Source organism: Paenibacillus sp. MT124 (assembly GCF_058792755.1).
Window position 1 is genome coordinate 2,812,519 of the sequence record NZ_CM179500.1, and the last position, 26,121, is coordinate 2,838,639.

At 45.5% G+C, this 26,121-nt stretch carries 18 protein-coding genes; 13 read left to right on the forward strand and 5 right to left on the reverse strand.

Annotation, left to right across the window (positions count from 1 at the left end; genetic code table 11):
* Positions 1–117 precede the first annotated feature (117 nt).
* Both AC3RCI_RS12980 and AC3RCI_RS12985 read left to right on the forward strand, forming a co-directional pair.
* On the forward strand, positions 118–1,863 hold the full coding sequence (locus tag AC3RCI_RS12980) for an ABC transporter ATP-binding protein (RefSeq protein WP_492529350.1): 1,746 nt from the start codon (positions 118–120) through the stop codon (positions 1,861–1,863).
* Positions 1,860–3,629, forward strand: a complete 1,770-nt coding sequence (locus tag AC3RCI_RS12985) for an ABC transporter ATP-binding protein (RefSeq protein ID WP_492529352.1) — start codon at positions 1,860–1,862, stop codon at positions 3,627–3,629. The genes AC3RCI_RS12980 and AC3RCI_RS12985 overlap by 4 nt, the downstream gene beginning before the upstream one ends.
* A 94-nt stretch (positions 3,630–3,723) precedes the next feature.
* Here AC3RCI_RS12985 and cyoE read toward each other — a convergent pair whose 3' ends face one another.
* Positions 3,724–4,653 carry a heme o synthase gene (cyoE, locus tag AC3RCI_RS12990; RefSeq protein ID WP_127535973.1) on the reverse strand — a complete coding sequence of 310 codons (930 nt, stop codon included), beginning with the start codon at positions 4,651–4,653 and terminating at the stop codon, positions 3,724–3,726.
* Between the two features lie 403 nt (positions 4,654–5,056).
* On the opposite strand from cyoE, the gene AC3RCI_RS12995 reads away from it, so the two are divergent.
* The 5 genes from AC3RCI_RS12995 to AC3RCI_RS13015 all read left to right on the forward strand — a co-directional run bounded on the left by AC3RCI_RS12995 (position 5,057) and on the right by AC3RCI_RS13015 (position 10,337).
* Positions 5,057–5,974 carry an NAD(P)/FAD-dependent oxidoreductase gene (locus AC3RCI_RS12995; protein ID WP_492529354.1) on the forward strand — a complete coding sequence of 306 codons (918 nt, stop codon included), beginning with the start codon at positions 5,057–5,059 and terminating at the stop codon, positions 5,972–5,974.
* Between the two features lie 288 nt (positions 5,975–6,262).
* Positions 6,263–6,850 (forward strand): TetR/AcrR family transcriptional regulator, encoded by a 588-nt coding sequence (locus tag AC3RCI_RS13000; RefSeq protein WP_492529356.1) that lies wholly within the window; start codon positions 6,263–6,265, stop codon positions 6,848–6,850.
* Between the two features lie 59 nt (positions 6,851–6,909).
* Entirely contained in the window at positions 6,910–8,391 is a 1,482-nt protein-coding gene (locus tag AC3RCI_RS13005) for a DHA2 family efflux MFS transporter permease subunit (protein ID WP_153980684.1), read from the forward strand.
* A 291-nt stretch (positions 8,392–8,682) separates the two neighbouring features.
* A complete protein-coding gene (locus tag AC3RCI_RS13010; protein WP_492529358.1) occupies positions 8,683–9,327 on the forward strand; it encodes a protein kinase family protein in 645 nt (214 codons plus the stop codon).
* 35 nt (positions 9,328–9,362) lie between these two features.
* On the forward strand, positions 9,363–10,337 hold the full coding sequence (locus tag AC3RCI_RS13015) for an MBL fold metallo-hydrolase (RefSeq protein WP_492474123.1): 975 nt from the start codon (positions 9,363–9,365) through the stop codon (positions 10,335–10,337).
* 44 nt (positions 10,338–10,381) lie between these two features.
* Here the strand turns inward: AC3RCI_RS13015 and AC3RCI_RS13020 are convergent, their stop codons facing one another.
* Positions 10,382–10,960, reverse strand: coding sequence for a LysE family transporter (locus AC3RCI_RS13020; protein ID WP_492529360.1), 579 nt, complete (start codon positions 10,958–10,960; stop codon positions 10,382–10,384).
* Between the two features lie 132 nt (positions 10,961–11,092).
* On the opposite strand from AC3RCI_RS13020, the gene AC3RCI_RS13025 reads away from it, so the two are divergent.
* A complete protein-coding gene (locus AC3RCI_RS13025) occupies positions 11,093–11,647 on the forward strand; it encodes a helix-turn-helix domain-containing protein (protein ID WP_492529362.1) in 555 nt (184 codons plus the stop codon).
* 220 nt (positions 11,648–11,867) lie between these two features.
* Here the strand turns inward: AC3RCI_RS13025 and AC3RCI_RS13030 are convergent, their stop codons facing one another.
* From AC3RCI_RS13030 to abnB, 3 genes are all read right to left on the reverse strand, one after another.
* Complete coding sequence (locus AC3RCI_RS13030; RefSeq protein ID WP_492529364.1) at positions 11,868–12,920, reverse strand: anti sigma factor C-terminal domain-containing protein; 1,053 nt, start codon at positions 12,918–12,920, stop codon at positions 11,868–11,870.
* Between the two features lie 2 nt (positions 12,921–12,922).
* Positions 12,923–13,432 carry an RNA polymerase sigma factor gene (locus tag AC3RCI_RS13035; protein WP_492529366.1) on the reverse strand — a complete coding sequence of 170 codons (510 nt, stop codon included), beginning with the start codon at positions 13,430–13,432 and terminating at the stop codon, positions 12,923–12,925.
* Between the two features lie 601 nt (positions 13,433–14,033).
* On the reverse strand, positions 14,034–16,436 hold the full coding sequence (abnB, locus tag AC3RCI_RS13040) for an arabinan endo-1,5-alpha-L-arabinosidase AbnB (RefSeq protein WP_492529368.1): 2,403 nt from the start codon (positions 16,434–16,436) through the stop codon (positions 14,034–14,036).
* 342 nt (positions 16,437–16,778) lie between these two features.
* Between abnB and AC3RCI_RS13045 the strand changes: the two genes are divergently transcribed.
* The 5 genes from AC3RCI_RS13045 to AC3RCI_RS13065 all read left to right on the forward strand — a co-directional run bounded on the left by AC3RCI_RS13045 (position 16,779) and on the right by AC3RCI_RS13065 (position 26,027).
* Positions 16,779–20,549, forward strand: a complete 3,771-nt coding sequence (locus AC3RCI_RS13045) for an alpha-L-arabinofuranosidase family protein (RefSeq protein WP_492529370.1) — start codon at positions 16,779–16,781, stop codon at positions 20,547–20,549.
* Between the two features lie 175 nt (positions 20,550–20,724).
* Positions 20,725–21,630 carry an ABC transporter permease gene (locus AC3RCI_RS13050; RefSeq protein WP_336779881.1) on the forward strand — a complete coding sequence of 302 codons (906 nt, stop codon included), beginning with the start codon at positions 20,725–20,727 and terminating at the stop codon, positions 21,628–21,630.
* Between the two features lie 15 nt (positions 21,631–21,645).
* On the forward strand, positions 21,646–22,536 hold the full coding sequence (locus AC3RCI_RS13055) for a carbohydrate ABC transporter permease (RefSeq protein ID WP_336779882.1): 891 nt from the start codon (positions 21,646–21,648) through the stop codon (positions 22,534–22,536).
* Between the two features lie 79 nt (positions 22,537–22,615).
* Entirely contained in the window at positions 22,616–24,391 is a 1,776-nt protein-coding gene (locus tag AC3RCI_RS13060; protein WP_492529372.1) for a sensor histidine kinase, read from the forward strand.
* Positions 24,369–26,027: a response regulator transcription factor gene (locus AC3RCI_RS13065; protein WP_492529374.1), complete on the forward strand. Its 1,659-nt coding sequence runs from the start codon at positions 24,369–24,371 to the stop codon at positions 26,025–26,027. Before AC3RCI_RS13060 ends, AC3RCI_RS13065 begins: the two co-directional genes overlap by 23 nt.
* Positions 26,028–26,121: the final 94 nt, after the last annotated feature.

Genomic DNA, 26,121 nt, shown 5'->3' on the forward strand with positions numbered 1-26,121 from the left:
GGGTGCAAGAGATGGTATTTCATGATGTTCTGCATGATTCGTCTTAGCCATACGACATGAAAGGCATATTGAAGTTCATTGAAAAAGGAATTAAATCGACGTAAAGGGGTGGGCAGCATGCCCAAACAAGAAAAAAGATCCATGACCTGGCTCTTCCGTTATCTGAAGCCTGTAAAAGGGCGACTCACTCTGCTGCTGGTAATGCTGCTGACTTCTACTGGCTTGCAGCTGCTGAATCCGCAGATCATCCAGCGGTTTATTGATACAGCCGCTAGCGGTGGAATGCTCACAAGTCTGATTCAGCTCGCAGGGCTCTTTCTGGTCGTTGCTGTATGTAATCAGTTGATTACGGTGGCAGTCAGTTATTTTGGCAATGATGTGTCTTGGCGTGCAACCAATCAGCTGCGGGGAGATCTGCTTAAACATTGTCTGCAGCTGGATATGCGTTTTCACAATGTAAAAACACCCGGGGAGATGATTGAACGTGTCGATGGAGATGTAACGAGCATTTCCAACTTTTTCGCCATGTTTATTGTTCAGGTTATCGGGAGTTTTGTATTGCTTGCCGGCATCCTCGGATTTATGTTCACGGTGAATGTACCTATTGCAATCGTCATGACCGTGTTTACGTTATTATCGATTTTATTTATGGTATTTATCCGTAATCTGGGCGTACAATCCTCCAAAAATGAGCGAGAAGCAAGTGCATCCCTGTTCGGCATGATCGAGGAACGGATTGCCGGAATTGAGGATGTACAGGCGAACGGGCACGTGCCGTATGTCATGAGCCGTTTCTACAAATTAATGCGCATGGTATTCCTGAAAGGACGGAGAGCCTGGATGCTCCGGGTAATTCCGTGGAATACCACCGTGATTTTATTTGCCATTGCTGTTACAGTGGTTCTCTTGCTGGGTGTTCATTATTTTATGCAAGGGGCGATTAGCATCGGAACCTTGTTTCTGATCTATCAATATACCCAGATGCTAAATGATCCGATTGAGATGCTGGGAGATCAGGTGCAGGAGTTTCAAAAAGCGAAATCCGGTATGCTTCGTTCCAGGGAACTGCTTGCCCTGAGCAGTGAAATCAAAGACGGAGACCAGGAACAGCTTCCGAATGGAGCGCTTGGTCTTGAATTTGATCATGTACACTTCAGCTATAACAATGATAAGCCTGTTTTACAGGATATTCATTTTAAGATTGAGCCTGGTCAGAGGCTTGGAATTATTGGTCGAACAGGCAGCGGAAAGTCTAGCCTGAGCCGGGTGCTGCTTCGTTTATATAATCTGGACCAGGGTGCTATCCGCGTTGGTGGTATGGATATTTCCAAGCTCAGCTTGAAGGCACTGTACAGACGGGTGGGCATGGTTACGCAGGATGTTCAGCTGTTCGATGGTACACTTCGGGATAACCTGACATTGTTCAATCAGGAGGTGCCCGATGACATGATCCTGGAAACGACGGATCGACTGGGTCTTCGTCAATGGATTGATACCCAGCCAAATGGGCTGGATACTCATTTGACGGCGGGTGGTTCATCCTTGTCCGCTGGGGAAGCGCAATTATTTGCTTTAACCCGGGTATTTCTGACCGAGCCGAGTCTGGTCATTCTGGATGAACCATCTTCACGTCTGGATGCGGCTACGGAACACTTGCTCCAGTCGGCTGTCAACCAGTTGATGCAGCATTGTACGGGAATTATTATTGCTCATCGTCTGGCTACGCTTGAACAGGTAGATCAGATTATGGTACTGGGGGATGGCCGGATATTGGAATTCGGTGCGAGGGAAGACCTGGCGAACAATCCGAATTCTCATTATGCACGGCTGCGAATGACAGGCAGAGAGGAGGAACTTGCGTGAATGTGGCAGGATTTATTGGACGGCTGTTTCGATTTAGAACCGTATTATTCATCATTAACGGTTTGTTGTGGTGCTTGTTCCATTCCTTGCCATTAGCTATTGGTATTGGGATGCAGTGGTTTTTTGACCGGGTGACGATAGGATCCAGTGACTACTTATGGCTGGCCGTTCCGTTAATATTCATTGCGCTAGTAAGAATAGCCAGAGTAGGCACGTTCTTTGCCGCTTTCTATGCGTGGATTACATATGTCTTTCATATTCAGGCCATTCTTCGTACCAATATGCTGGCTGGCATTATGCGCTGGCCTGGACGGAATCTTCCGGCTTCACCCGGAGAAGCGATGAGTCGCTTTCGTGATGATGTGGACGAAGTTGTCGAGTATGTTGAGTCCTGGGTAGACTTCTGGGGAAGGCTCGTGTTTGCCATTGTATCCATCGTCATTATGGCGAGCATCAATTGGAAAATCACACTGGTTGCCGTCATGCCATTACTTGTGGTTACGCTGCTGAACAATCTGTCAGGGAATCGCGCACGTAAATACGCCCAGAAAAATCGGGAAGCGACAGGGCGGATTACGAGTTTTATAGCGGAAACGTTTGGTGCAGTACAGGCTTTGAAACTGGGGCAGGCCGAGCAGCATGTTTCAGCCCGGTTCAATCAACTCAATGAGGATCGTCGTCAAGCAGCCTTAAGGGATAATCTGTTCAAACAGTGGATGAGATCCCTGAATCAGCATGTGCTTAGTATTTGTACAGGGTTAATCCTGCTGATGTGTGCAGCCGAAATGAGAACCGGACAATTCACTGTAGGTGACTTTGCCTTGTTTACATCGTATCTTGCTAACATCGGCTTTAGCATTTCCTTATTCGGGTACATGGTATTCCAGCATAAACGACTCAAGGTCTCATTTGACCGCATGCGCAAGCTGTTTCGTCCTGGTGAAGAAGATTGCATCATCGAATCAAGAGAGATCTATCTGTATGAGGATCCGCCGGAACCAGTTGAACTACAGAGAGAAAAGGACGATAAACTTAGGGAGCTGGAAGTCAGGAATCTGACATACCATTATCCTAATTCTCCAAAAGGAATCCAGAATATTAACCTCCGACTGAAACGTGGACAATTTATTGTGATTACCGGACGAATCGGATCGGGAAAATCTACACTGGTGAGGACGCTGCTTGGATTATTGCCGAAACAGGAGGGGGATATTCGGTGGAACGGGGAAGAGGTAGATCCCGCAACATTCTTGATGCCGCCTCGTGCGGCTTACACGCCTCAGGTCCCCCGATTGTTCAGTGATACATTGAAGGAGAACATTGTGCAAGGCAAAAAGGGTAGAGTAGGCGAATCGCTCGCACGTGCCATTCGCCTGGCTGTAATGAAAAAGGATATTGAACACCTCGATCAGGGATTGGAAACCTCCGTTGGTCCAAGGGGTGTCATGCTGTCTGGTGGACAGATTCAGCGTGCAGCCACGGCACGGATGCTAATGACTGAAGCGGATCTGTATATCTTCGATGATCTATCGAGTGCACTGGATGTGGAAACGGAACAGCAGGTGTGGGAGGGGTTATCTAACGAGCAGCATGTGACATGTATTGCCGTTTCACACCGGCGAGCAGCACTGGCTAAGGCAGATCATATTATCGTATTAAAAGATGGCCGTATTGAAGCAGAAGGAAGCTTGAGCGAGCTGCTTGCGACCAGTGAAGAAATGCAATTGCTCTGGCAGGGAGAACAAGCGCCTGTGAAAGTGGGATAAGATCAGATTAACAACCATATAAAAAGCCGTACAGTTAACTCTTTACAAGAGTTTGTCTGTACGGCTTGTTTGTATTCAACATTGCTGCAATTCTTTATCTGAGCAGCTGTGCAATCAGGGAATAAGCGATGATCACCAGGAATACAATCGTAATGTGATTGATGGAGAAAATGAACATTTTATGTGACCATTTCTTGGTTTGGTTACGATCAAATGTTGCCACGCTAAGAATGAGCCATGCCAAGCTGACCAAGAAAGCGACAATCGCCACTAGCGGGCTAAGCGGCCAGAATAAAAAGCTGGAGAGCAATAACAATACCAGATAGACATTCGTTTGAATATATGTGCGTCTGATTCCTTTGACAACAGGAAGCATTGGGACACCAGCTGCCTTATATTCGTCAAATCTGCGGATGGCAATACCGTAGAAGTGGGGCATTTGCCACAAGAGCATGGTAACGACCAAAGCCCAGATTTCAAAATGTCCGAGTTCCGGTGAGATTGCTGCCCAACCAATCAGAGGTGGAACGGCACCGGACAAGCTGCCTACTTCCGTATTGTATATTGTTGTACGTTTGGTCCACATGGTATACGGGAAGACATAAAGCAACAATCCCAGGATACCAAATACGGCTGCTGAAGGTGAAGCAATATACAGTAGAATGCCCCCGAGCACCGTAATCGTGATCCCCAGAATAAGTCCGGACTTGGTATCAACTTGACCCGTAACGGTTGGACGTGTTCTTGTACGTTCCATAATCGCGTCAATATCCCGGTCGTACAAGTTGTTGAACACACCAGCAGCCCCGATGATCAGGGAGGAACCGATGACAGACAGTATGATCGGCACAATGTTGGCTATGAATGAGGCATCAAATACATACAATGCCAGACACAGACCGGCAAGCATGGCGATCAGATTGGACTTGATGATTCCGACTTTGATCGTATCAAAGAATACTTTCGGAATGGAGCTATACTCTAGTTCAATTTTGGGTTGAGACCCCTTATTCAGTGTTTTCAAATGCTCACTTCCTATATCTATACTTATATATCTCGTGCCCTTATTATAGCATTTAGTTTACTATGTGAATTAAAACACGTTTTTGTTTAAAAATACTGTCAATTGATTGTGAACAATTTAAAAACAAGGTTTTTTTTAATTGTTAAAATTGAATTTCTGTGCTACACAATTCATGAAAAAAACAAAGATATGATAATAAATGAGAAAATTATACTTGCATTTTTGAAAGTAAGGGTCTATTGTAGATATCAAGGATCTTTAATTAATTTAAATTTCATTCTCTTTATTATAGCCTATCTGGTTGTTATTGTCAGGGGATACTGTTTTAATCCATAGGCCATGAAGAAGAGAATCTGTTTTTGGATTAATTAAGGACTTTAAGTATCTGGAAAGGGTGTTTAAAATGATTAAAACAGTAGATGTGATTATCATAGGCGGGGGACCATCCGGTCTGAATGCCGCATTGGTCCTCGGAAGAGCCAGAAAAGAGGTTGTAGTGATCGATGAAGGGCGACCGCGTAATATGGTGACTCGTGAAACTCATGGTTTCTTGACAAGAGATGGGGCAACGCCTAGTGAATTCCGCCAAATTGCCAAAGAGCAGATTCGCGCCTATCCTTCAGTACATATCATGGAGGACACAGCCGCTACTGTCACCGGAACGGAAGGTTCATTTGAAGTAACAACGGTAGAAGGAAAGATCGTAAGAGGCCGGAAGCTTCTTTTTGCAGTCGGTAAAAAAGACCAGCCTCTTGACATTCCCGGACTGTCCGCGGTATATGGCAAGAGTGCCTTTGTGTGCCCATACTGTGATGGCTGGGAGTTAAGGGATCAACCCCTTGGCATCATTGTGAGTGGTGATAAAGCCGTACACATGGCCAAAGTAATATCGGGTTGGACGAACCGATTCACCATACTAACGAACGGAACTGGAATGACGGAGGAACAGCGGGAGGAATTGAAACAGCATCAGGTGTCTGTATTGGACGCGCCGATCCAATCCATTGAATCAGAGGAAGGAATGGTTAGACAGATTGTGCTGGAGGACGGAAATACCCTAGAGTGTACAGGCATTTTCTTCGCACCAAAGCTTGTCATCGGTTCGGATCTGGCTCAAACACTGGGGTGCGAAGTAACGGAGTCGGGGACAGTTAAGGTAGATGAGTTGGCCAAAACGTCCGTACCAGGTGTATTCAGTTCGGGAGATGCTGCATCGGAAATATATCAGGCGATTACTGCTGCTTCGTTGGGCGCGCTCGCGGCCGTTAGCATAAATAGTGAGCTGAACGCAGAGGCCTGGGATAATTCAGGAAAGATATAAATGCTGTAGTTGAGTCGAGTAGATCAGACTGGTTTTAATGAAATGAAGAGATGTTCTCCAAGGTTTCAGAGATCGAGTACGAGCAGACGTACTAGGATCAAGGCGGCGAAAAGCCGTCTTTTTATATTCTAAGTCCATAATCCAGTCTCTTCGCAGCTTTTAATATGAAGATAACAAACTGTTAGCGTTTCCATAACATTTCTTTGATAAAGTTATTGACAGTCTTATTGGAAACGGGTTTAATTATGTAGACCGATTGTTATAATTCAGATTAAGGAAGTGGCTCCATTGAGTGAAAAGTCTAATGCTAAAGAACAAATTGTCAGCACAGCAGCCAGACTGTTTTTTTCACAAGGATATCATGCGACCGGTCTTAATCAGATTATTAAGGAGAGCAGTACGCCAAAAGGATCGTTATATCATTATTTTCCGCACGGCAAGGAAGAGCTCGCTCACGAGTGCATCCAGAAAGCCAATCAACAGATCATGCAGAAATTTGAGGATACCTTCGCAGCCCATGAGAGCACAGGAGATGCCATCCAAAGATTTATTCATGACATGGCTGATGAAACGGAAGCGGCTGGTTTCACGGGGTTTCTGCCATTCAGCTTTTGGGCAGCCGTGGAGACTTCCTGTATCAGTCATCAATTGCGTGTGGCATGCCAGGGTGTGTTCGCCAATTGGCAGAACATCATTACGAAACATCTGATGATGGAGGGCGTTGGTGAGGAGAAAGCACGAGAAACGGGTCTTTTGGTCATCTCTTTAATGGAGGGAGCACTGATTATCAGTCTGACCAATCAGGATAAACAGCCTCTGCTGACGGCTGCTGATTATTTGTCAAGTGTGGCTAAGAATGCCAGAGGGATTCAATAAGTCTGCACAAAGAGAGAGACAGTTATAACGTTTGAGGAGGATGGATCGTGGAGGTTTCCATGAAGGCTGGTTCTGTACAGGACCAAGAAGAAACAAAGCAATATAAGGTACTGCCCATATTATTCGCGATGCTGTTGAGCGGATTCATTGGCCTGTTCGGTGAAACAGCGCTTAATGTGGCACTGACGCCGCTGATGACCCTGCTTGAAGTTGGACCCACAACGATTCAGTGGTTGACGACAGGTTATCTGCTCGTACTGGGTATTTTGGTGCCGGTTTCCGGTATGTTATTACAATGGTTTACAACAAGACAGTTGTTTACAACGTCTCTGATATTTTCGATTGCGGGAACCCTTGTTGCTGCAATCGCACCAAGTTTTGAACTGCTTTTGGTTGCAAGGGTACTGCAGGCTGTAGGTACAGCTCTGTTGCTGCCATTGATGTTTAACACGATTTTGGTTATTTTCCCGATTGAAAAACGTGGTGCTGCCATGGGATTAATCGGTCTCGTAATCATGTTTGCCCCAGCGAGTGGTCCGAGTATTTCCGGATTGATTTTGGCTAATCTGAGCTGGCACTGGATTTTCTGGATTTCATTGCCGTTCTTCATTATCTCGTTGGTGTGTGGTCTGCTGTTCTTGCCGAACATTTCAAAACTGACCAAGCCGAAAATTGATGTAATCTCCATTATATTGTCTACCCTCGGTTTTGGCGGTATTGTATATGGATTCAGCAGCGCGGGAGGACATGGGGAAACAGGCGGAGGCTGGACCAGCCCTGTTGTGGTAATTACTCTGGTTGTCGGAGTATTGTCCTTGCTGCTGTTCAGCATCCGTCAGTTGCGGATGAAGCAGCCAATGATGGATCTGCGCGCCTTCAAATATCCAATGTTTACGATCGGTTTGATTCTGATCTTCATCTGTATGATGATGATGTTGTCTTCCATGCTGATCCTTCCAATGTATCTGCAGCAAGGTATGGCTGTTACAGCACTGACTGCAGGTCTGGTATTGCTGCCGGGCAGCTTGCTGAACGGATTCTTGTCTCCGGTCATGGGACGTTTGTTTGACAAATTTGGTCCCAAATGGCTCGTTATCATTGGCCTGGCGATCGTGGCAGTTGTTCTGTTCATGTACACAGGCATTACGCCGACAACGGCTTTGGGTACAATCATTACCATGCATGTATTCATGATGATCGGGATTTCCATGATCATGATGCCTGCTCAAACGAACGGTTTGAACCAGCTGCCGCCAGAGTATTATCCTCACGGCACAGCGATCATGAATACATTACAGCAAGTATCCGGTGCGATCGGTACTGCGGTTGCCGTAAGCATTCTGAGCGCGGGTCAGACTCGCTTCTTGAGCAATGTAACTAACCCGGAGAGCCCGGAAAATCAGCTCGCTGGTTTCACGTCAGGGGTACAGAATGCATTTGTGTTTGCACTGGTTCTTGCCGTGATTGGTCTGGTGATCTCTTTCTTCGTTAAACGGGTGAAGGTTGGATCACAACAAGGTCAACAAGGCCCTATGCATTAATTCGATATCACTTAACATTAGACGATGTTCTTCCAGCTGCGGCTGGGGGACATCGTTTTTTTATATGTTGACACCTTGACATGGAACGGGTTTCATCCATTAAAGTGGAAAAAAGTCAGCTGCAGTACGTCAAAAGTCACATATATGAACATGAAAGCAAATAGTTCATGTTCTGGCGAAATTGGATATGTTCAACTTCTAGTTTAGCGACAATAATAGTGAAGTGAAGTAAGATTCATCACAAAGTGGAAAACGTTTTAGCTTTGATAATCGACCAAGGAGAACTCTTTTATGAAAATCATTCAACCATTACCACCACATCTGGAAGATATGCTAATGCGTTATGAACGGAACGGGCACCTGAACATGCAGGCTTCGCTGCTGGGAAAACAGTCTGTCGTCTATAAAGTACAGGAATACTGCCTCAAAGTGTACACCAAGCGTGGGAAGATCGGTGGAGAACTCGAGGGCGAAGCCATCATGTCCATGCAAAGCAACCGCCATGTCCCAAAACTGTATGCCTACTCTCCAGGACATTTTATCTTGACCGAATGGATTGATGGATATAATCTGAGACAGTATCGAAAGTACTTTGGGCATATTCCGTGCAACCTGATCTACGATTTGTTATATTCCGAACTTCAGCAGATTCAGTCTGGATATCAGGATTGGGATGTGATACGTTATGAAAATTTGCTCTGGACGGGCGAGGGAAATGTGAAAAGAACTGATTTTTGGCTATGTGAGCCTGCAGGACCCGAGCGAAAAGATATGGAAGAAGCGGTGATCCGTAAAATCAATGGAGTTCTGGCGGGTGATGAAGCAGAAGTGAAGGAATTACAGGAATATATGTTTCGGCACGGCCTTACAGCTTCAGAAGTTCAGCGTGCATTGGAGCAGTTCCAATCCCAGGTTAATGAATCCATTATTTCATAGTGAACCAGCCATTATGAAGAACAGAAGGTATTAAGATGACCAAATACGAAAATCAGATTCCAACATCGATGAATATGAGCTTGAAGGCCATGCTGAGCATGCTTCGGGATTCCCTTAAAAGTGGTCAGGAACGAAGACCTCTGAGTCATATCCCGATCGTGAAAAGTGAGTTTAGCGAAATGTTGAACGCTGATGATCACCCACAAGTGACATGGTTCGGACATTCGGCTTTTCTGCTTGAAATGGAAGGAACCCGATTGCTTTTTGATCCCATGCTGGGTAACCGTCCCTCTCCGGTATCGTGGGTGGGGACGAAGCGCTACAACGTTAATTTGCCAGTTTCGCCAGAAGATCTTCCCCCACTGGATGCCATCATCTTATCTCATGATCATTATGATCATCTGGATTATTCCTCCATTCGGAGATTGATGAATAAAACCGAACGGTTTATCGTACCGCTTGGCGTACGTAGGCGTTTGATTCAAATCGGTGTACCTTCGGATAAAATTACTGAGCATGGCTGGTGGGATGAGCTTCAGTTCAAGGGCCTGACACTGGCATGCACGCCTGCAAGGCACTTTTCGGGGAGAGGATTATTCGATCGTAACTCCACGCTATGGTGCTCATGGGTGATCTCCGGACACGAGACAAAGGTGTTTTTTAGTGGAGACAGCGGGTACGGACCGCACTTTAAGGAGATCGGTGACAAGTATGGGCCATTCGACTTAACGATGATGGAATGTGGACAATATGACGAACGGTGGGCCAACATACATATGATGCCGGAAGAAACCGTACAAGCCCATCTGGATGTAAAAGGAAAATTGCTCATTCCCATTCATTGGGGAGCATTCACCCTGGCCTACCATGCCTGGACCGATCCGGTTGAACGGATTAGCCAGGCAGCACGCGGCGCAAATATCGATATCACAACTCCGAAGATTGGAGAAAAGGTTCAGATCCATACAGGAATTTATCCAACGGAACATTGGTGGAAATCCGGCTTCTAGTCATCTTACAGCGTTTACTCAGCAATGGAGTGGACGCTTTTTGTTTATTTTAACATTGAAATTGCACTATAAATTAAGAGGATGCCCATAGCCATATTAAATGGACGCTCATATCTCACGAGTACGCTCTGAAATATCACCCCGCATAACGCCCATGTCATATTGGCACTGATCCCCACAATCGTTAACAACACAGAGAATATAATCATGTGAGCATGTGACTGGGCAAGCGGCAAGACAAACACCGAGATTGCGGTTAAACCATACAAAATGACTTTGGGATTCATGAATTGTAAAGTGAAGCCAAACCAAAATGAATAGGGATTGGTGCGAGTGTCTTTCTGGTGTGCAGACGTACTACGCATAATTTTGAATGCCAGATAGATCAGATAGACACATCCCAATATATTCAAAATGGGTCTGATTCTCGGAATATACTGTTGCAGAACGAGATTGAAATAACTGGAAAGAAACATAATCAGCAGGCAACCCGCAGCTACACCACCAATAAAAGGCAATGTCTTGGCAAATCCCCGATGTCTAGCTTGGGTCATGGCGATAATGTTATTGGGACCCGGTGTGAATGATGCGACAATGGCATACGTCAATAAAGGGATAATCATGATTGTCCTCCGCAAAAAGTTTGTTGTGTGCTATAATTGCATAAAGTGTACGCTATAACGTTTGTGCGTTATCATTGTACGATATGGACTATATATTGCACAATAAAGATTTTTTAAAGAGGTGGTTACAGGTTGGAAAATATCAACGTTGTACTTGCTCAAAATCTGAAGCAGTTCCGGGAGCAAAGAAAGCTTAGTTTGGATAAAGTTGCCGAAATGTCAGGGATCAGCAAGACCATGTTGGGTCAGATTGAACGGGGAGAATCGAACCCTTCCATCGCAACCGTCTGGAAAATTGCAAACGGCCTCAAAGTGTCGTTCACCGCATTGATTCATGAGCCGAAATCGGATGCGTCGATCGTGACGGTTGATGATATTCACGTGTTAACGGAGGAAAACGGAAGAGTACGGATTTATCCGCATTTTCCCTTTGAAGAGGGCCGTCGGTTCGAAATGTATGTCCTGGAGATGGATGAGGCAGCTTCATGGAGTGCAGAGCCGCACATTGACGGAACAGAGGAGTTTATTACCGTCTTTGAAGGGGAAATGACGATTCATGTCGGGGGAGAAGATCTTAAGGTGAAGCGGGGAGAGTCTATTCGCTTTCGAGCAGACAAGCCGCATCGTTATATAAACTCTGGAGTTTCGGAGAACCGACTTTGCATGGTTATTCATTATCCAGTGTAAATTGGTTTCGATTTTTTCGAGTTAAAGAGGATCGTCTTTGTTGGCGCTTTGTAGGCACTCCGACATTTACAATTCATATTTAAAATGCTTAAACACAGAAGAGAAGAAGAGTATAGAAACATTATTAATAATAAAGAAGAGATGTTACCTTGGAATAACAGGTATCATCTCTTCTTTAAATGGGAAATAACCGCACTATAGGATTAGTCAACTACCTGCTTCAATCCCAGTTCCAGACTTCTACGCGGCTCAACTGGAAATGATGGAATTCAGCTAACTTTGTAAGTTTCTCCAACTCTCGCACAGGGCCTGTAACAACCGCACCATATACTTGAACTCCATTCTCGTCTAAGTAGGCAAGACGCTGTTTATCTTGTTCAGCTTCATTGTAATCAAGATGATTAATCATCCATTTTAGTTCAGTCAACATGGCGTCAATCTGTTCCTGCATTTGTCCAGCATCTTCCGGGACGAAGTAATTAAACCACCTTGCACCGTTCTCATTAAATTCATAAAGAGGTTTAAGGGTAAGATGTGGAATATTATAGTCAAACAAACCTGCTCGTGAATAGGAAGCATCGGGCTGGGTGAATTCGCCTGAATAAATCGGCATAGCAGTCACCGCAACATCGTAATCTGAAAGAAGCTTCATCAGTTGATTGGGAGATGCTAGGTTTTTCAAGGATAATGACATCTCTGCGACATGTCCATCATCAATTTCAGCTAGCCGTTTGAGGCTACTATTTTCCTCAGAATCATTGTGATCAGATTTACCATTGACCAATGAGTAAGGTAGATAGAAAGGGCCGGGATTATTGCCATTCAAATACGCTCCTGTATTGGTAATTGAATAGCTGAACTTACCGGTTATACTGAGCGTAGCTTGAATCTCACCTGTGACTACCTCCCATGAACCCACGTGTCTATATAATTTCAAATTAGCTTTCTGAGTTAAAAACGGAGTTACTTCAAAAGGTTGAACAGATATTCTTTTTTCTACACGAAGTCCATCACCATGCATTTCAACGACAGACATAATGGAACGTAAGAAATTATTACGTACCTCTGATTGATCAAAATAGATATGGAGAGCTGAGACGTAAATGTGATAGACCAAAAAAACTAGAAAAAGCGCTCCTCCTGCATTAAGGAAAAATTTCCATCTTGTTTTCCATACCATTCGTTTAAACTGCTTATGACCCCATTCAGGATGCTGATGTTCAAAATCTTCTTCGTGAAATAAACGTTCCTCATCATGTGGTATTTTAGACATACTCAAACGTCTCCTTTCATTTGAAGCATCTCTGCTTTGAATCGTTCTCTGGCACGAAAAAGAGTGACCTTAACCTGGTTCATATTCATATCCAGAATCTCGCAAAGTTCCTTATAGGATAACTCGTTCATTTCTCGTAGTAACAAAATGGTTCGATATTGTTCGGGCAGTTTCTTCATCACTTGTTGAATACGAATGGTATGTTCACGAGCAGTCATTACTTCCTCAGGAGTCCGATATGTATTTTCTACGCCTTGCTTCTCCAACTCTTGATTCATTTGCTTTTCTCCACGATATTTACGGTACCAATCGATAAATAAATGCCGAGCTACTTTATACAACCAAGCTCTAGCATATTTTGCATGCTCGGCTTTCATGGAAACCATAGCTCTGTAAAAGGTTTCTTGAACTAATTCTTCAGCTGTCTCCGGAGATCCACACATTCGGAATAGGTAGAGATACAGGGAGGACTGGTACTGCTTGAATAGTTCTGTATATAGATCACTCCTCATTTCAAGTTTCCTCCTCCTTATATTTAGACAACGGGGCAGGGAGACTAATGTTACAGTGGAATTGAAATTTTTAGGAGAAATTAGAATACATATCATTTAGGAGATAACTATTCATGAAATATAAGCATTTTGTCTATTAAACGATGCAGTGGGGGGGGGGGGGGGGGGGGGGGGGAACTCATTCACTAAAATGAATGCTAATATGTACACGGAAGACAATCACAGCTGAGTTCAAAAGTAGATTAAAAATAAAGAAGTTACATTCTTAGAAAGGACTCTTTTGTAGGTGAAAGTAGAGGTGATCTTAATCTCACTGAACATATCAACGTAGATATATGGCATTATGAAATCAGAGTTTCTTTATCTTCATGAGTCTGAAGTGTAGAACATTTCAAAAAGAACTAGCACGATCCATGGTTTACTACAATCACAAACGTATCAAGTCAAAATAAAAGGCATGATCCCGGTACAATACCGAGAACATGCCAAACAAGTTGCATAAATATATTAGTCTAAATTTAAGAGGGGAGTTCTAAGGTGGCTGCTTTAGGTGGTATTATTTTTAATTAATTAATATGTTGATACATTAGAGTTCAACCGTTCAAGGCTTGATTTCTGCTTGACGCTGGATTTCTTTGGCGCTTAGCGCTTTGTCATACACTCTAACCTGATCCATTTTGCCTTGATAGAACGGATCGGCAGCATATCGACTTTTGCCCAGATAGGCTTCCGCAGCTTGTAGATCCTTCGGGTTGAATGTGATTTCAGAGCTGCTCGCAACCGATTTACCGTTTACATACAACGTGCCCGTGTCTCCTTGCAACGTGACAGCGACATGAACCCACTGGTTGGTAGGCAGCGCTTCAGCCGCAATTAGACTCTGATCACGACCCTGATCATGAATGGTGAATTGGAGAGCACCGTTATGCTGGGCTGGCGTAAGGAACATATGTCTGGTCAAACCATTGCCGAAATCGAATATACGCTGCCAGGCTCCGCCCCCGTCCCAATTTACCCAGGCACTGAAGGTGAAGTCTGTTGTGTCCGTCAGAAGTCCAGGCAACTGAATGTAGCTGTCTTTTCCGTTAAAAGCAGCAGCCTGATTCTTCGTGCCAATTGCTGAGCCTACTACATTAAAGGTCTGGCCATGATAACCGTTTTTACTCGAATCCTGTGCGATTTTAGCGAGTTTTTTGTTGTCAAACGTATACTCGCCCAGCAGTGGGCCAGCTGCTTGTTCAGGCACGGTCACTTGGAACGTTTTGCTGGTTGTGGCCGTTCCTTTTTGGATTGTTGCGGTCAATTTTACTTTGGCATCCCCTTTGCCGCTGCGTGGCCGGTTTACTGCTCCATCAGCCGATAGGACAGAGGGGAGAGATGATCTCCAGATGATCTGACTATCACGTGTACCTGTGGTGGGAAGGGAGAGGTCATAGAAAATATTCTCCGTATTTCCAATGGTCAGATCCTTTTTCACCGCCTGTACCACATCCTGATCCTTCATAGCGTTCATCTGACTTCCCCAGACCGCTACACCGGATGAAGAGAGAGCACTGAAGGTCAGCACGTTCTGCTGGGATTCTGCATCCCATTCCTGGGTGAAGACGCCTTCGTATACCATATTATTGGTCGTTATTCGTACCTTGTTGTCCTCCAGGAGGCTCCATGTCCCTGTAACGGCACCAGTAATCTGGCCGCCTGCCGCAAATTGAATGATCTGGGACGGCTTGATCTCGGCTGTGATATCCTTCCCGTGATTGACCCATTTGTAAGAACCAACAGCATCTTGCTCCGTCACTTGTACCGCATCACTCTCGATACCTGCATAGCGGTAAGGAGAGACGACAGGCCATCCTTCGGAATTCATATGCATCTCATGAACCCGTACCTCATGCTCTTCTCCGCGATTCGGAAAGCGGGAGTGGAAGATGAGGAAGTGCTTGCCGGTCTCTTCATCATAATAGGCAGAGTTGTGTCCTGGAGATACATATCCTATTCCCTGGCCGGTGCCGGGGTCGCCGATCTGTCTCTCGAAGAGGTAGTTACCGAGCAGTTTTACGCCGAATGGCTCAATGGATTTGTCATCGAACAACGGCTTATCCTTGTCTGCCATCACCTTGATCATATCGTTGCCTTCAGCATCGTAGAAGGGACCGTCGGGTGTTTTGGAGCGGGCAACGCGAATGTTATATCCACCGTCAGCAGCAAGTCCTCCATAAGACAAGTACAGATAATAATAATCGGTTTCGGGACTGTAGAGCATATAAGGGGCCTCAATTCGGCTGTGGTTGCCTCCGGTCAGTTTCTTGCCATAACCTTGATTAGGTAGTGGTTTGCCGGTTGTCTCATCCATTTCCAGAATGAAAATCCCTCCGGAGTAAGATCCGTACACCATCCATAGCTTGCCGTCTTTATCAAAAAACACATCCGGATCGACCACGTTGGGATGCTTGGTCGCATCGTATATGGTGCCATCTTCGCTAATTTCATCCCACATGCCTGATTTCAGCAAAAGTCCCTGATCCTTGTATGGGCCTTCAATGTTGTCAGCTACGGCGACTCCAAGGGCAGACCGGGGAGAATCCCCTTTGCAGGCATTGTAATACATATAGAACTTGCCATCTGCCAGTTGAATGACGTCTGCTGCCCAGAGCGTATCCGTCTGAGCCCATTGCAGAGCTTCAGCGAATTCCTTGGTTACATTGGGAACGACGGGATTGTCATCCGTAACGCCTGAAGCGACGGAATCCCAGCTGATTAAATCTTTGGACTTAGCCACCTGTAGATGTGAGCCGAATACATAGTAGGTATCATCTACCTTGATGACAGAAGGATCATGAACGGAGACGTTCTTAAACTCAGGTACCTGAGTTTTGTTCAATATGGTGGAACTTTGCGAATTGATAGCCGTTGTGGCTGTATTGTCCGCCAAAGCGGAGACTGGCGAAAGAGCTGGAGTAGAGAGCAATGCCGTACTAAGTGCAATGACCAAATAACGCTTCATACGTGTCCCCTTTCTTCATTCACAAATTATAAAATAAGTTAAAAATACAAAGATGAACGTGGTAATGCATTCCTCCTTTCAGTTAATGATCGAATCAAGCGCTTACATTTGCTATAATATCAATTAATTTATATTTTTGTAAACCATGTTGTTGAAACGAGTTAAAAAAAGCGAAACGAATGACTAAAGTATGAATTTATTTTGAATTTACTACCGATTTGAAGTTTTTGTTGAAAATCCAATTCGAAATGAGTACTATAACGAGTATATAAGATATTTATAAATATATTAATGATTCATATATTCACGAATTAATTGATAATCTACATAGGAGGCATAATGATGAGCAGTTATCAAGATCAAATTATTGCACATTACAAGTTTGAGGATGCGGGCAACATCGGTAAGGATTATTCCGGCCAAGGCAAGGATGGCATTGCTGGAGGTCATTCGGTACCATCGGTGGGGAGAGTGAGTGAAAGGAATGCGGTTACTTTTGCAGGGGGGGAGAATGGGACATCGTATCTTCAGTTACCTTCAGATCTATTACAAAATGTAAGCGATAAAACAGGCATCACTGTGGCAGCCTGGGTGCATCTAAACAAGGGCTCTAATGTGTGGGAACGCATTTTTGACTTCGGAAAAGGAGAACAGGGCCCCAATCTGTTTTTGACAAGACAGCTGAGAGGAACGATGTCTGCAGAAGGGGATTTGGTTGTGGATCCGGGCCGAGGATTTGCAACGGGGGAATGGATGCATATCGCTCTGTCGGTAGCAGGAACTCAGGGAGGTACGCTTAGCAGTGCTGGCCCGATCGTCTACGTTAATGGAGAGAAAATAGCAGATGGGTCCATCAGTCAGACGTCCAGTGGTAATTATGCGAAGCTGCGCAGATGGTTCGATTCCTTCAATGATTCTGCCAATTACAGCCAGAATTACATTGGTCGTTCTCAGTATGCAGCCGATGTGGATTTTGCCGGATCACTGTCCGATTTTCGGATATATCAGGCTGGATTAACGATGGATGAAGTCATCGAAGTCATGTGTGAATCATTAACCGATGATGAAATTGTTACGTTGGCAGGAGAAAAATATTTGTCATTTCCGACCCGAATCGTTACGAGGAATATTTCGCTGCCTGTTGACCTGCTGGGTGGGAAAGTGAAGGTCCACTGGCAGTCCAATCGTCCTGAAGTGCTGTCACATGATGGAAAAATGCAGTCCATTACCTCGGCACAGGAAGCAAGCCTGAGTGCAATTTTGAGTAAAGGTGAAAGCTCGCTGAGTAAAAGTTTTGACGTATCCGTATTGCCTGAGGAGCTGCCACCTTATACCATAACAATTCACGGCGATCAGCAAGTCGCTGATATTAGCGAGGTCATGTACGGTCTGTTCTACGAGGATATTAACAATGCGGCGGATGGCGGAATCTATGCCGAGCTGGTTCAGAATCGTTCATTTGAATCTTTTGCATTTGATACATACTCACATACCTCCGGTGAATGCGGATGTTCGACAGGGAGGAACCGGGATCCGTTATTCGCATGGTCTGGAGACACCAGCAAAATGAATGTGCATCACGAAGGTGGATTGAATGACCACTTCAAACTCGAAGACCCGGATGCAAATGCTTACTATGTGACGGTTCAGGATGGAGCAACAATACGAAATCGTGGTTTTTCTGATACCAATCAGCATTGTGCCATGTCCATCAAAAAAGGTGAACAATACGACTTCACCATCTGGGCAAAGGCAAATTCGGCCGGTACGATAACCATACAACTACAGGATGGCTCGGAAACTGTAATTAGTGATTCCGTCAAGGTTCATGTAGATGGAGGAGGTACCTGGAAAAAGTATGGTGCAGTCAGGGTGGATTCGGAAACGAGAAATCAGGCTCTTGTTCTTACCGGAACAGAGACAGCCCTTGGGCAGCTTGCGCTTACGTTTGAAGGAGATATTTCCATCGATATGGTGTCTCTGATCCCACGGGACGTATGGGGCGCAGTTCCTGATGAAGCCGGCATTTCCACATCAGCACACGCTAACTACAAGGGAAATCCGAACTATCGACTGAGAAAGGATCTGGTTCAGGCTCTCGTTGATATGCACCCCAAGTTTCTGCGCTTTCCGGGAGGCTGCATCTCGGAAGGGTCCTTCATATGGGATAATGTGTACGACTGGAAGGATTCTGTTGGTCCGGTTGAGCTGCGCAAAGAGAACTACAATGTCTGGGGTTACATGATGACGATGGGGCTTGGATACATGGAGTACTTCCAGCTCGCGGAAGATTTGAATGCCGCTCCGGTTCCCGTTATGGCCTGTGGAGTTCTGTGTCAGGCACGTTCGGATTATGCACATCCGGCTGGCGGCGCTTTAAGAGACTATTACATCAAAAACTTCACGGATTTGATCGATTTTGCCCTGAGTACAGATGTTGAACATAACGAATGGGCGGCAATACGCAGCCAGATGGGGCACCCTGAGCCGTTCGATCTGCGCTACCTTGGTGTAGGGAACGAGAACTGGGGAACCGAATTTTTCGCCAACTTTGAAGTGTTCAAAGCATCCATTAATGATTATATGAAGCTAAACTATCCGGATCATGAGCTGCATATTATTTCAACCGTTGGTGCACAAGCGGACGATGATGCATACCAACAAGGCTGGAAGTTCCTGAGCGGTAACCTTACAGGTTCGGCTCAAGTAGCGTTTGCCGATGGACAGAAGGTCATTGAAGAAACGGTAACCTGGTACGAGAAGCAGGACGATTATATGGATACCATTGCAGACGAACACTATTATCGGTCCAATGATTACTTGCTAAATAACGTGGATCGTTATAACTACTACCATCGGGTTTATCATGAAGATGGGCAAATCAACTGGAAAGAGACTTCAAAGGTCTTTGTCGGGGAGTACGCATCCACGGACAAAAACACACTGGCCGGTGCCGTTGCAGAAGCAGCAATCATGACCGGCTTCGAAAACAATGCAGATGTCGTTCGTTTGGCTGCCTATGCGCCATTGTTCAATAAAGTGCTGACGGATGGAACCTATCGCTGGACACCGGATTGCATCTGGTTTGACGATGAAACAGTATGGTATACGACGAACTACTACGTTCAGCACCTTTTTGCGAAATACGTCGGAGATCAAGTGATCGGCACTTCGTTTAAGACGTACAGCAAAGGAAAACAGGTGGAGCTCATCCCTCATGGAGGAATCGAGATTGCAACCGGTAATGCAGACATCGTCGTGAAACGGGTGACGGTCACATCCAATCAGGATGGCAGCGTGCTGTTGAGTGAAGATTTCAGGGAGCAGACGGAGCTGAGTGAGGCGTGGGGTCTGATTCCTGGTTCGAACGGATATACACTTGAAGCCGGAAACGGACTTGTGCTTAAATCGCAAACCAGCGGCCTGAACGGGATATATCTTCTGAATGAAGAATGGACCAATTACAAGGTGCAGGTGGAAACCAAGCGCTTGGCGGGTGATGACGGTTTCTATGTCGGCGTGGGACTTACGGATATTTCATCTGACAAGAAGGATGTCATTGAATACGCGATTGGTTACGGTGGTGATGCAACAGGAGTAAAAGTGTACAAACAAGGTATCGAAGGATATACTCTCGGTGATTACTCATCAAGTTCCGCAGCGGGTAACCTGAGAGCTGCGAATTATGAATCGCTGGAGAGCGGTACCGATTATACGATCACTGTCAATTATGGCGGCGATACAGGGAAGAGCTTGATCTGCTCCTACACAGACGGACATACAACCAGCAAAGTGCTGGATTATAAGCTCGAAGCATATAATCGTGAGGTGTTCCATTCCGTTACGAGAGATCAGCAGCATGTATATGTAAAACTGGTGAATGCAGATAGTGTGGACAAAGCTACACACGTCCATCTTGAGGATCTGAATGTGAAATCTGCAGCACGGTTGATCACACTCAGCGGAGATCAATCATTGGTTCATGTTCCGAATGTGAATCAGAAGAATGATGAGAAGGTGGTTCCACAGGAACGGGAGATTGGACTGGACGGTCAATCTGTGATTCTTCAGTTGCCCGCTTATTCAGTCAATGTATTAATTCTGGATTTGTAGTTTCATTTATTCTTCTACCCCGGAAGAGAACAGTGTTCATGAAGAAACCGCGAGTAATCGCGGTTTTTTTGTGTTTCCAGATTGAGAGTCAACAGAAGATACCCAAAGTAAATAACCTACACTATTTCATCAGCATGCCTGCTCCTATAATAAATTTTGAAGGAGGAGACAGCTCATGCGTTCCAACTACAAACAATTTATCAGAAACATTCCGCTTCATCTTATGATTCTGCCCGGTTTGATCATCATTATTGTATTCGGTTACATTCCAATGGCAGGTCTCTCGATTGCCTTTCAGAATTTCTCTCCAATTGCTGGATTCAAGAACATGAACTGGGTAGGCTTGGATAACTTCCGATACCTGTTCGATCTTCCGGGGTTTGGCCAGGTTGTGTGGAATACGGTATTCATTTCTGTCATGAAAATTAGTTCCGGCCTTGTGATTCCGGTACTTGTGGCCCTACTGCTCAACGAAGTACGCAAAACCGGATTTAAACGAACGATACAAACGGTAATATATATGCCCCACTTTTTTTCGTGGGTCATCCTAGCTGGCATTATCGTGGATGTGTTATCCCCGAGCAGTGGAATCGTGAATATGCTGCTCAAGTCACTCGGGATGGAGCCCATTCAATTTCTGGCCAGCAACGATTGGTTTCCGTACATACTTGTCATTACTGATCAATGGAAAGAGTTCGGTTTTGGCACCATCATCTATTTGGCAGCACTGACCAGCATTGATAAGTCTCTCTATGAAGCCGCCGTCATGGACGGGGCAGGGCGATGGAAGCAGACCTGGCATATTACGCTGCCCGGAATTCGTCCGATTGTCATTCTAATGGTTACCCTTAGTCTTGGAAACGTACTTAATGGCGGGTTCGATCAGGTGTTCAATCTGTACAACCCGCTCGTCTATGAATCCGGTGATATCCTGGATACGATGATCTATCGAATCGGTTTACAGGATGCCCAATATTCAGTTTCTACGGCATTAGGTCTCATTAAGTCGGTAGTTTCATTCATCTTTATCGGACTGGGTTATTTCCTGGCCTATCGATTTGCCAATTATCGCATATTTTAGAAAGGAGGCAGAATCATGCACCATGCATCGAGAGCCTATCGCTGGTTTTTAGGTTTTAATTACGTCATCCTGACGATTCTTGCCTTGCTCTGCCTGTTTCCGATCGTGAATATATTGGCGATATCCTTCAGTTCGAGTGATGCAGTCAAAGCCGGGAATGTTACGTTCTGGCCCGTGGATTTCACGTTATCGTCTTATAAGTACATTTTGGAAAATCAACAGTTCCTTAACTCGTTTGGCACGAGTCTGCTTCGGGTGATATTGGGAGTTGCCACGAATCTGATCTTCACAATTCTCGTGGCTTTTCCTCTCTCCAAAGAAGCTTCCAGATTTCGTTCCAGAACATTCTATGCCTGGATATTTGTATTCACGATGCTGTTCAGTGGAGGGCTGATTCCAGGTTATCTGGTCGTCAAGGAAGCAGGTCTCCTGGATTCGATTTGGGCACTGATATTACCGGGGGCGGTTCCCATTTTCAATGTACTGCTGATGCTGAACTTCTTCAGAGGATTGCCCAAAGAATTGGAAGAAGCCTCGTGGATGGATGGTGCAGGACATTTCCGTACACTGTGGAGCATCTATCTGCCCATTTCCCTGCCAAGTATCGCAACCATCACGTTGTTTGCCATGGTCGGACACTGGAATGCCTGGTTTGATGGCATGATCTATATGAAAAGCCCGGAGCAATATCCGCTCGCAACGTATCTGCAGTCCATGCTGCAGCAAGTGACGATGATCCAGAGTGAAATGATGACGCTGGAGGATGCAACGCTGTTAAGCCAGGTGTCGGATCGAACGACCCAGGCGTCCCAGATTTTTTTATCCGTGATTCCCATTCTGCTCGTATATCCATTTCTGCAGCGGTATTTCGTTCATGGGCTTGTTGTCGGCAGTGTAAAGGGATAAGATCGGTAGGAGGAAAACCGAGTAGAGGAGCCGATTTCCGGCTCCTTTTTTGCTGCTTGAGGAGAGGAGTGGAAGGGGCATGAGATTATTGGGGGGGAGCTGGAAGACCAACTCCATTGTGGTCAAACTGATGATTGCTTTTGTATTGGTTATTCTCCCGTTGTATGGAAGCAGCATTGTAATTACACATAATAGCTCCAAGCAAATGCAGATCGAAGTAGAAAATGCGCATGATTCCAAGCTGCACTTCTACCACAATCATCTGCAATTCGAATTGGAGCGAATGAGCAGTCTTGTCAATGAATTTTCGTTCGATGAACCGATGTCCACGCTAAGTACCAGAGCACCCATTATGAGTCGGTATGAGATTACATCCAGTCTAAATGAGATACATAAGAAACTCAGTCAGATCATGGTGACCAGTCCATACATCAGTGATGTTGTGTACTATGTTCCTGCGCTTCATAAACGGGTAAGTGCAGTGGATGGCATCCGCAGCGTTGAGGACGACGAGTGGAAAGATCTGCTTGCGACGATGGGGAATCTGAATGGGGAGTTATCGACTTCGGCAGATGACCTCTATTTCCTGAAGAGCAATCCGTACAATATGAATCACGAGGAGCCGCCCAACTTTATATTGGGAATACGCTTATCTGCAGATGAGCTGAAAAAAAGGCTGCAGCAGCTGTCGGAAACGGGCGGCAGTGACATCACGCTGAGCTTTGGTGACAAGCACGAAGTGGTCATTTCCTCCTCAGAGCAGGCTGTCTCTACTGGACTATTACAGATGCTTCCAACGGAATCGCAGGATGCGCTGCAGGTAACGAGATACCACTCCGATCATCATTTGTATTACTCTCTCTATGATTCGGATCATTCATTCACACTAACCTCCAGCATTGCTGAAGAGGTGCTTCAGGCACCACTTGAACGATATAAGTTATGGTTATGGATGTTAACCTTGATGTCGATGGTCATCATTGTCATCTTCTCATTATCTGTATACAAATCGATCCACAAGCCGTTATCTGCACTCGTCAAAGGCTTCAGAATGGCGGAGCAAGGGCAGCCTGACATCCGTATTCCGCATTCAAGACGGGATGAATTCGGATATTTATACTCTCGGTTCAACCATATGATAGAGCGCTTACATCTTTTGATTGAAGAAAATTATGTTGCCAGAATACGAACGAGTGAAGCAGAGCTCAAACATCTTCAATCCCAGATTCAGCCTCACTTTCTATACAACAGTCTGTTCAGTATTAAACAGATGGCGGAGGTGGAGAACTTTGAATTAATTCAGGAGTTTACCGATTATCTGGGTCAGTACTTCAGGTATATGTCCCGTGACTCTCGGACAGAAGTCTCGCTCGGTGAAGAAGTAGACCATGCGATGGTCTATGCTGCGATTCAGAAGATCCGATTCGGGTCAAGAGTACAATTGCTCATTGAGGATATAAACCCTGTGTACAGATCGATTGCGATCCCGAGAGTCATTGTTCAGCCAATCGTGGAGAATGTCTTCGAACATGCACTTGCCAAGCGAAGTCAGGGAGGTATCCTTAAACTCTCTTATCAGGCCGCAGAGGGCAGGCTGTCCATTTGGATTGAGGATGATGGTGATCAGTTAACGGATGAGATGTTAGCTGGGCTGGATCAGTCCTTTGGGGAGCCTGCGCAGCGACAGGAAGATGAAGAAATTACGGGGCTTATCAATGTAAACCAAAGGCTGAGAATCAAGTTTGGTGCAGATTACGGTCTCGCTGCAAGACGTAGTGAATTGGGTGGTTTATGCATTGTCGTGAATGTTCCATGGAAAGGGGAGCTGCCTCATGCAGCGGATGCTGATCGTTGATGACGAACCGGTGATTTTGGACGGACTATATGCCTTCTTCCAGAAGGCGAATTTTCAGGACATGGAGATTATTAAGGCCCAATCTGCCTTCGAAGCAATCGAGTGGTTGAATTCGGTAAAGGTGGATATTGTGCTTAGCGATATCTGTATGCCTGGAATGGACGGCATGGAGCTCATTGAGAAAATCATGGACCGATGGCCCAGATGCAAAGTATTGCTGCTGACAGGCCATAATGAATTCGATTATGCACATCAGGCCATACGCAATCCCTGTGTGGTGGATTATCTCCTCAAGACGGAGGGCATGAATCATATACGTACGGCAGTAGAGCGTGCTTTGGCTCAAATTTCGGAAGAAAATGATTTCAGGTACCAGAATGCCTGGTTCCGCAGCCAGCTGCCCAGAGCCCTGCCCCAGCTGCAGCGTCAGTTAATGCTTGATCTAATGAAGCGAACGGAAAGGCATGATTTCGCCTCGCTTCAGGAGGAACTGGATGCCGTGCAGCTTCCTTTTCATTCTGGGGAACGCGTTCTTCCGGTCATTATAAGGGTGGAGGATTGGAACAACTATCAGACACAGGCCGATCGGAGTTTAATCAGGTATGCTGTGGCCAATGTGGCAGAGGAACTGCTGCAGGACAAGTCGACAGTCAAGGCGATTGATCTGGATTATCAGGTTATTGCTTGTTTGATCCAGCCAGCCGCGGAAAGTACAGCGTATCGTGGGAATGCACAGGAACAGTGGGAGCAAACGCTTCGCTTTGTCTATGGAACGCTCGAGTCTGTGCAGCACTCTTGTGCAGATTGCCTTAACCTCTCGGTATCGATCATGGTGAGTGAACAGGCTGTAGCTTGGATGGATCTGAATCGGGCAATCGCGCAGTTACGATTATCCATTCATGAAGGACCTGGACTCGGGATGGAAAAGCTGCTTCGTGTCAACGTGCAGCCGGATATAAACGTGGTACCAAATCCCCTGAGCCAGCAGGCGGTTGCGTCTCTGCATCTGGATCAGGTCAAGCAGCATGTCGCAGCGGGGAACAGCGAATGGATAACTTCTTATCAGAAATGGACTGAGAGTTCGAGGGAGGGGCTTCAAGATCCGTTCTTTCGAATGAAAATATACACCGAAGCAGGGAGTACCTTGATTGAACTGCTTCATGAACTGGGTTTATACGAACCTGCGAAGGAAGAGATGGGTCTCTCCCGCATGCTGCATTTTGATATCCATACACCGTGGCCCGAACTCGTTATTTTCTATCAGTCTGCATTTGAGTGGATGATATCGAAGCGGAGCGATACCCGCCTGAATGATCAGTCTCAAATCTTGATCTCAATCCATCAATACATCAAGCATCACCTGGAGGATGATCTCTCTCTTACCCGTATTGCACAGGAAGTCTCTCTCAATCCTTCGTACTTGTCTCGTTGGTATAAACGAATCACGGGCAAAGGCATCTCGGAATATATTCATGATCGCCGCATTGAACGAAGCAAGGAACTGCTGCTCGGTTCTTCGTGTAAAATGCATGAGATTTCCGCCAAGGTCGGCTTCAGTGACCAGCATTACTTTTATCGTTTTTTCAAAAAAGCAATCGGCTGCACGCCTCAGGAGTACAGGGATCAAAAAGGTTAAAATACGTGTCAAATGGTAAATCAAAGATACCAGATGTAAACGAGATCCACTCGTACTGATAGCGCTTTCTTTATACAATGAACACATACCTCAC

Bases quoted from the DNA above. Each gene is read 5' to 3' on its own strand.
- AC3RCI_RS13020 (WP_492529360.1), bottom strand. From the start codon at position 10,960: ATGATTATCCCTTTATTGACGTATGCCATTGTCGCATCATTCACACCG.
- AC3RCI_RS13030 (WP_492529364.1), bottom strand. From the start codon at position 12,920: ATGTCTAAAATACCACATGATGAGGAACGTTTATTTCACGAAGAAGAT.
- AC3RCI_RS13065 (WP_492529374.1), top strand. From the start codon at position 24,369: ATGCAGCGGATGCTGATCGTTGATGACGAACCGGTGATTTTGGACGGA.
- AC3RCI_RS13055 (WP_336779882.1), top strand. From the start codon at position 21,646: ATGCACCATGCATCGAGAGCCTATCGCTGGTTTTTAGGTTTTAATTAC.
- AC3RCI_RS13010 (WP_492529358.1), top strand. From the start codon at position 8,683: ATGAAAATCATTCAACCATTACCACCACATCTGGAAGATATGCTAATG.
- AC3RCI_RS12980 (WP_492529350.1), top strand. From the start codon at position 118: ATGCCCAAACAAGAAAAAAGATCCATGACCTGGCTCTTCCGTTATCTG.
- AC3RCI_RS13005 (WP_153980684.1), top strand. From the start codon at position 6,910: ATGAAGGCTGGTTCTGTACAGGACCAAGAAGAAACAAAGCAATATAAG.
- AC3RCI_RS13015 (WP_492474123.1), top strand. From the start codon at position 9,363: ATGACCAAATACGAAAATCAGATTCCAACATCGATGAATATGAGCTTG.
- AC3RCI_RS12995 (WP_492529354.1), top strand. From the start codon at position 5,057: ATGATTAAAACAGTAGATGTGATTATCATAGGCGGGGGACCATCCGGT.
- AC3RCI_RS13045 (WP_492529370.1), top strand. From the start codon at position 16,779: ATGAGCAGTTATCAAGATCAAATTATTGCACATTACAAGTTTGAGGAT.
- AC3RCI_RS13050 (WP_336779881.1), top strand. From the start codon at position 20,725: ATGCGTTCCAACTACAAACAATTTATCAGAAACATTCCGCTTCATCTT.
- AC3RCI_RS13060 (WP_492529372.1), top strand. From the start codon at position 22,616: ATGAGATTATTGGGGGGGAGCTGGAAGACCAACTCCATTGTGGTCAAA.
- abnB (WP_492529368.1), bottom strand. From the start codon at position 16,436: ATGAAGCGTTATTTGGTCATTGCACTTAGTACGGCATTGCTCTCTACT.
- AC3RCI_RS13035 (WP_492529366.1), bottom strand. From the start codon at position 13,432: ATGAGGAGTGATCTATATACAGAACTATTCAAGCAGTACCAGTCCTCC.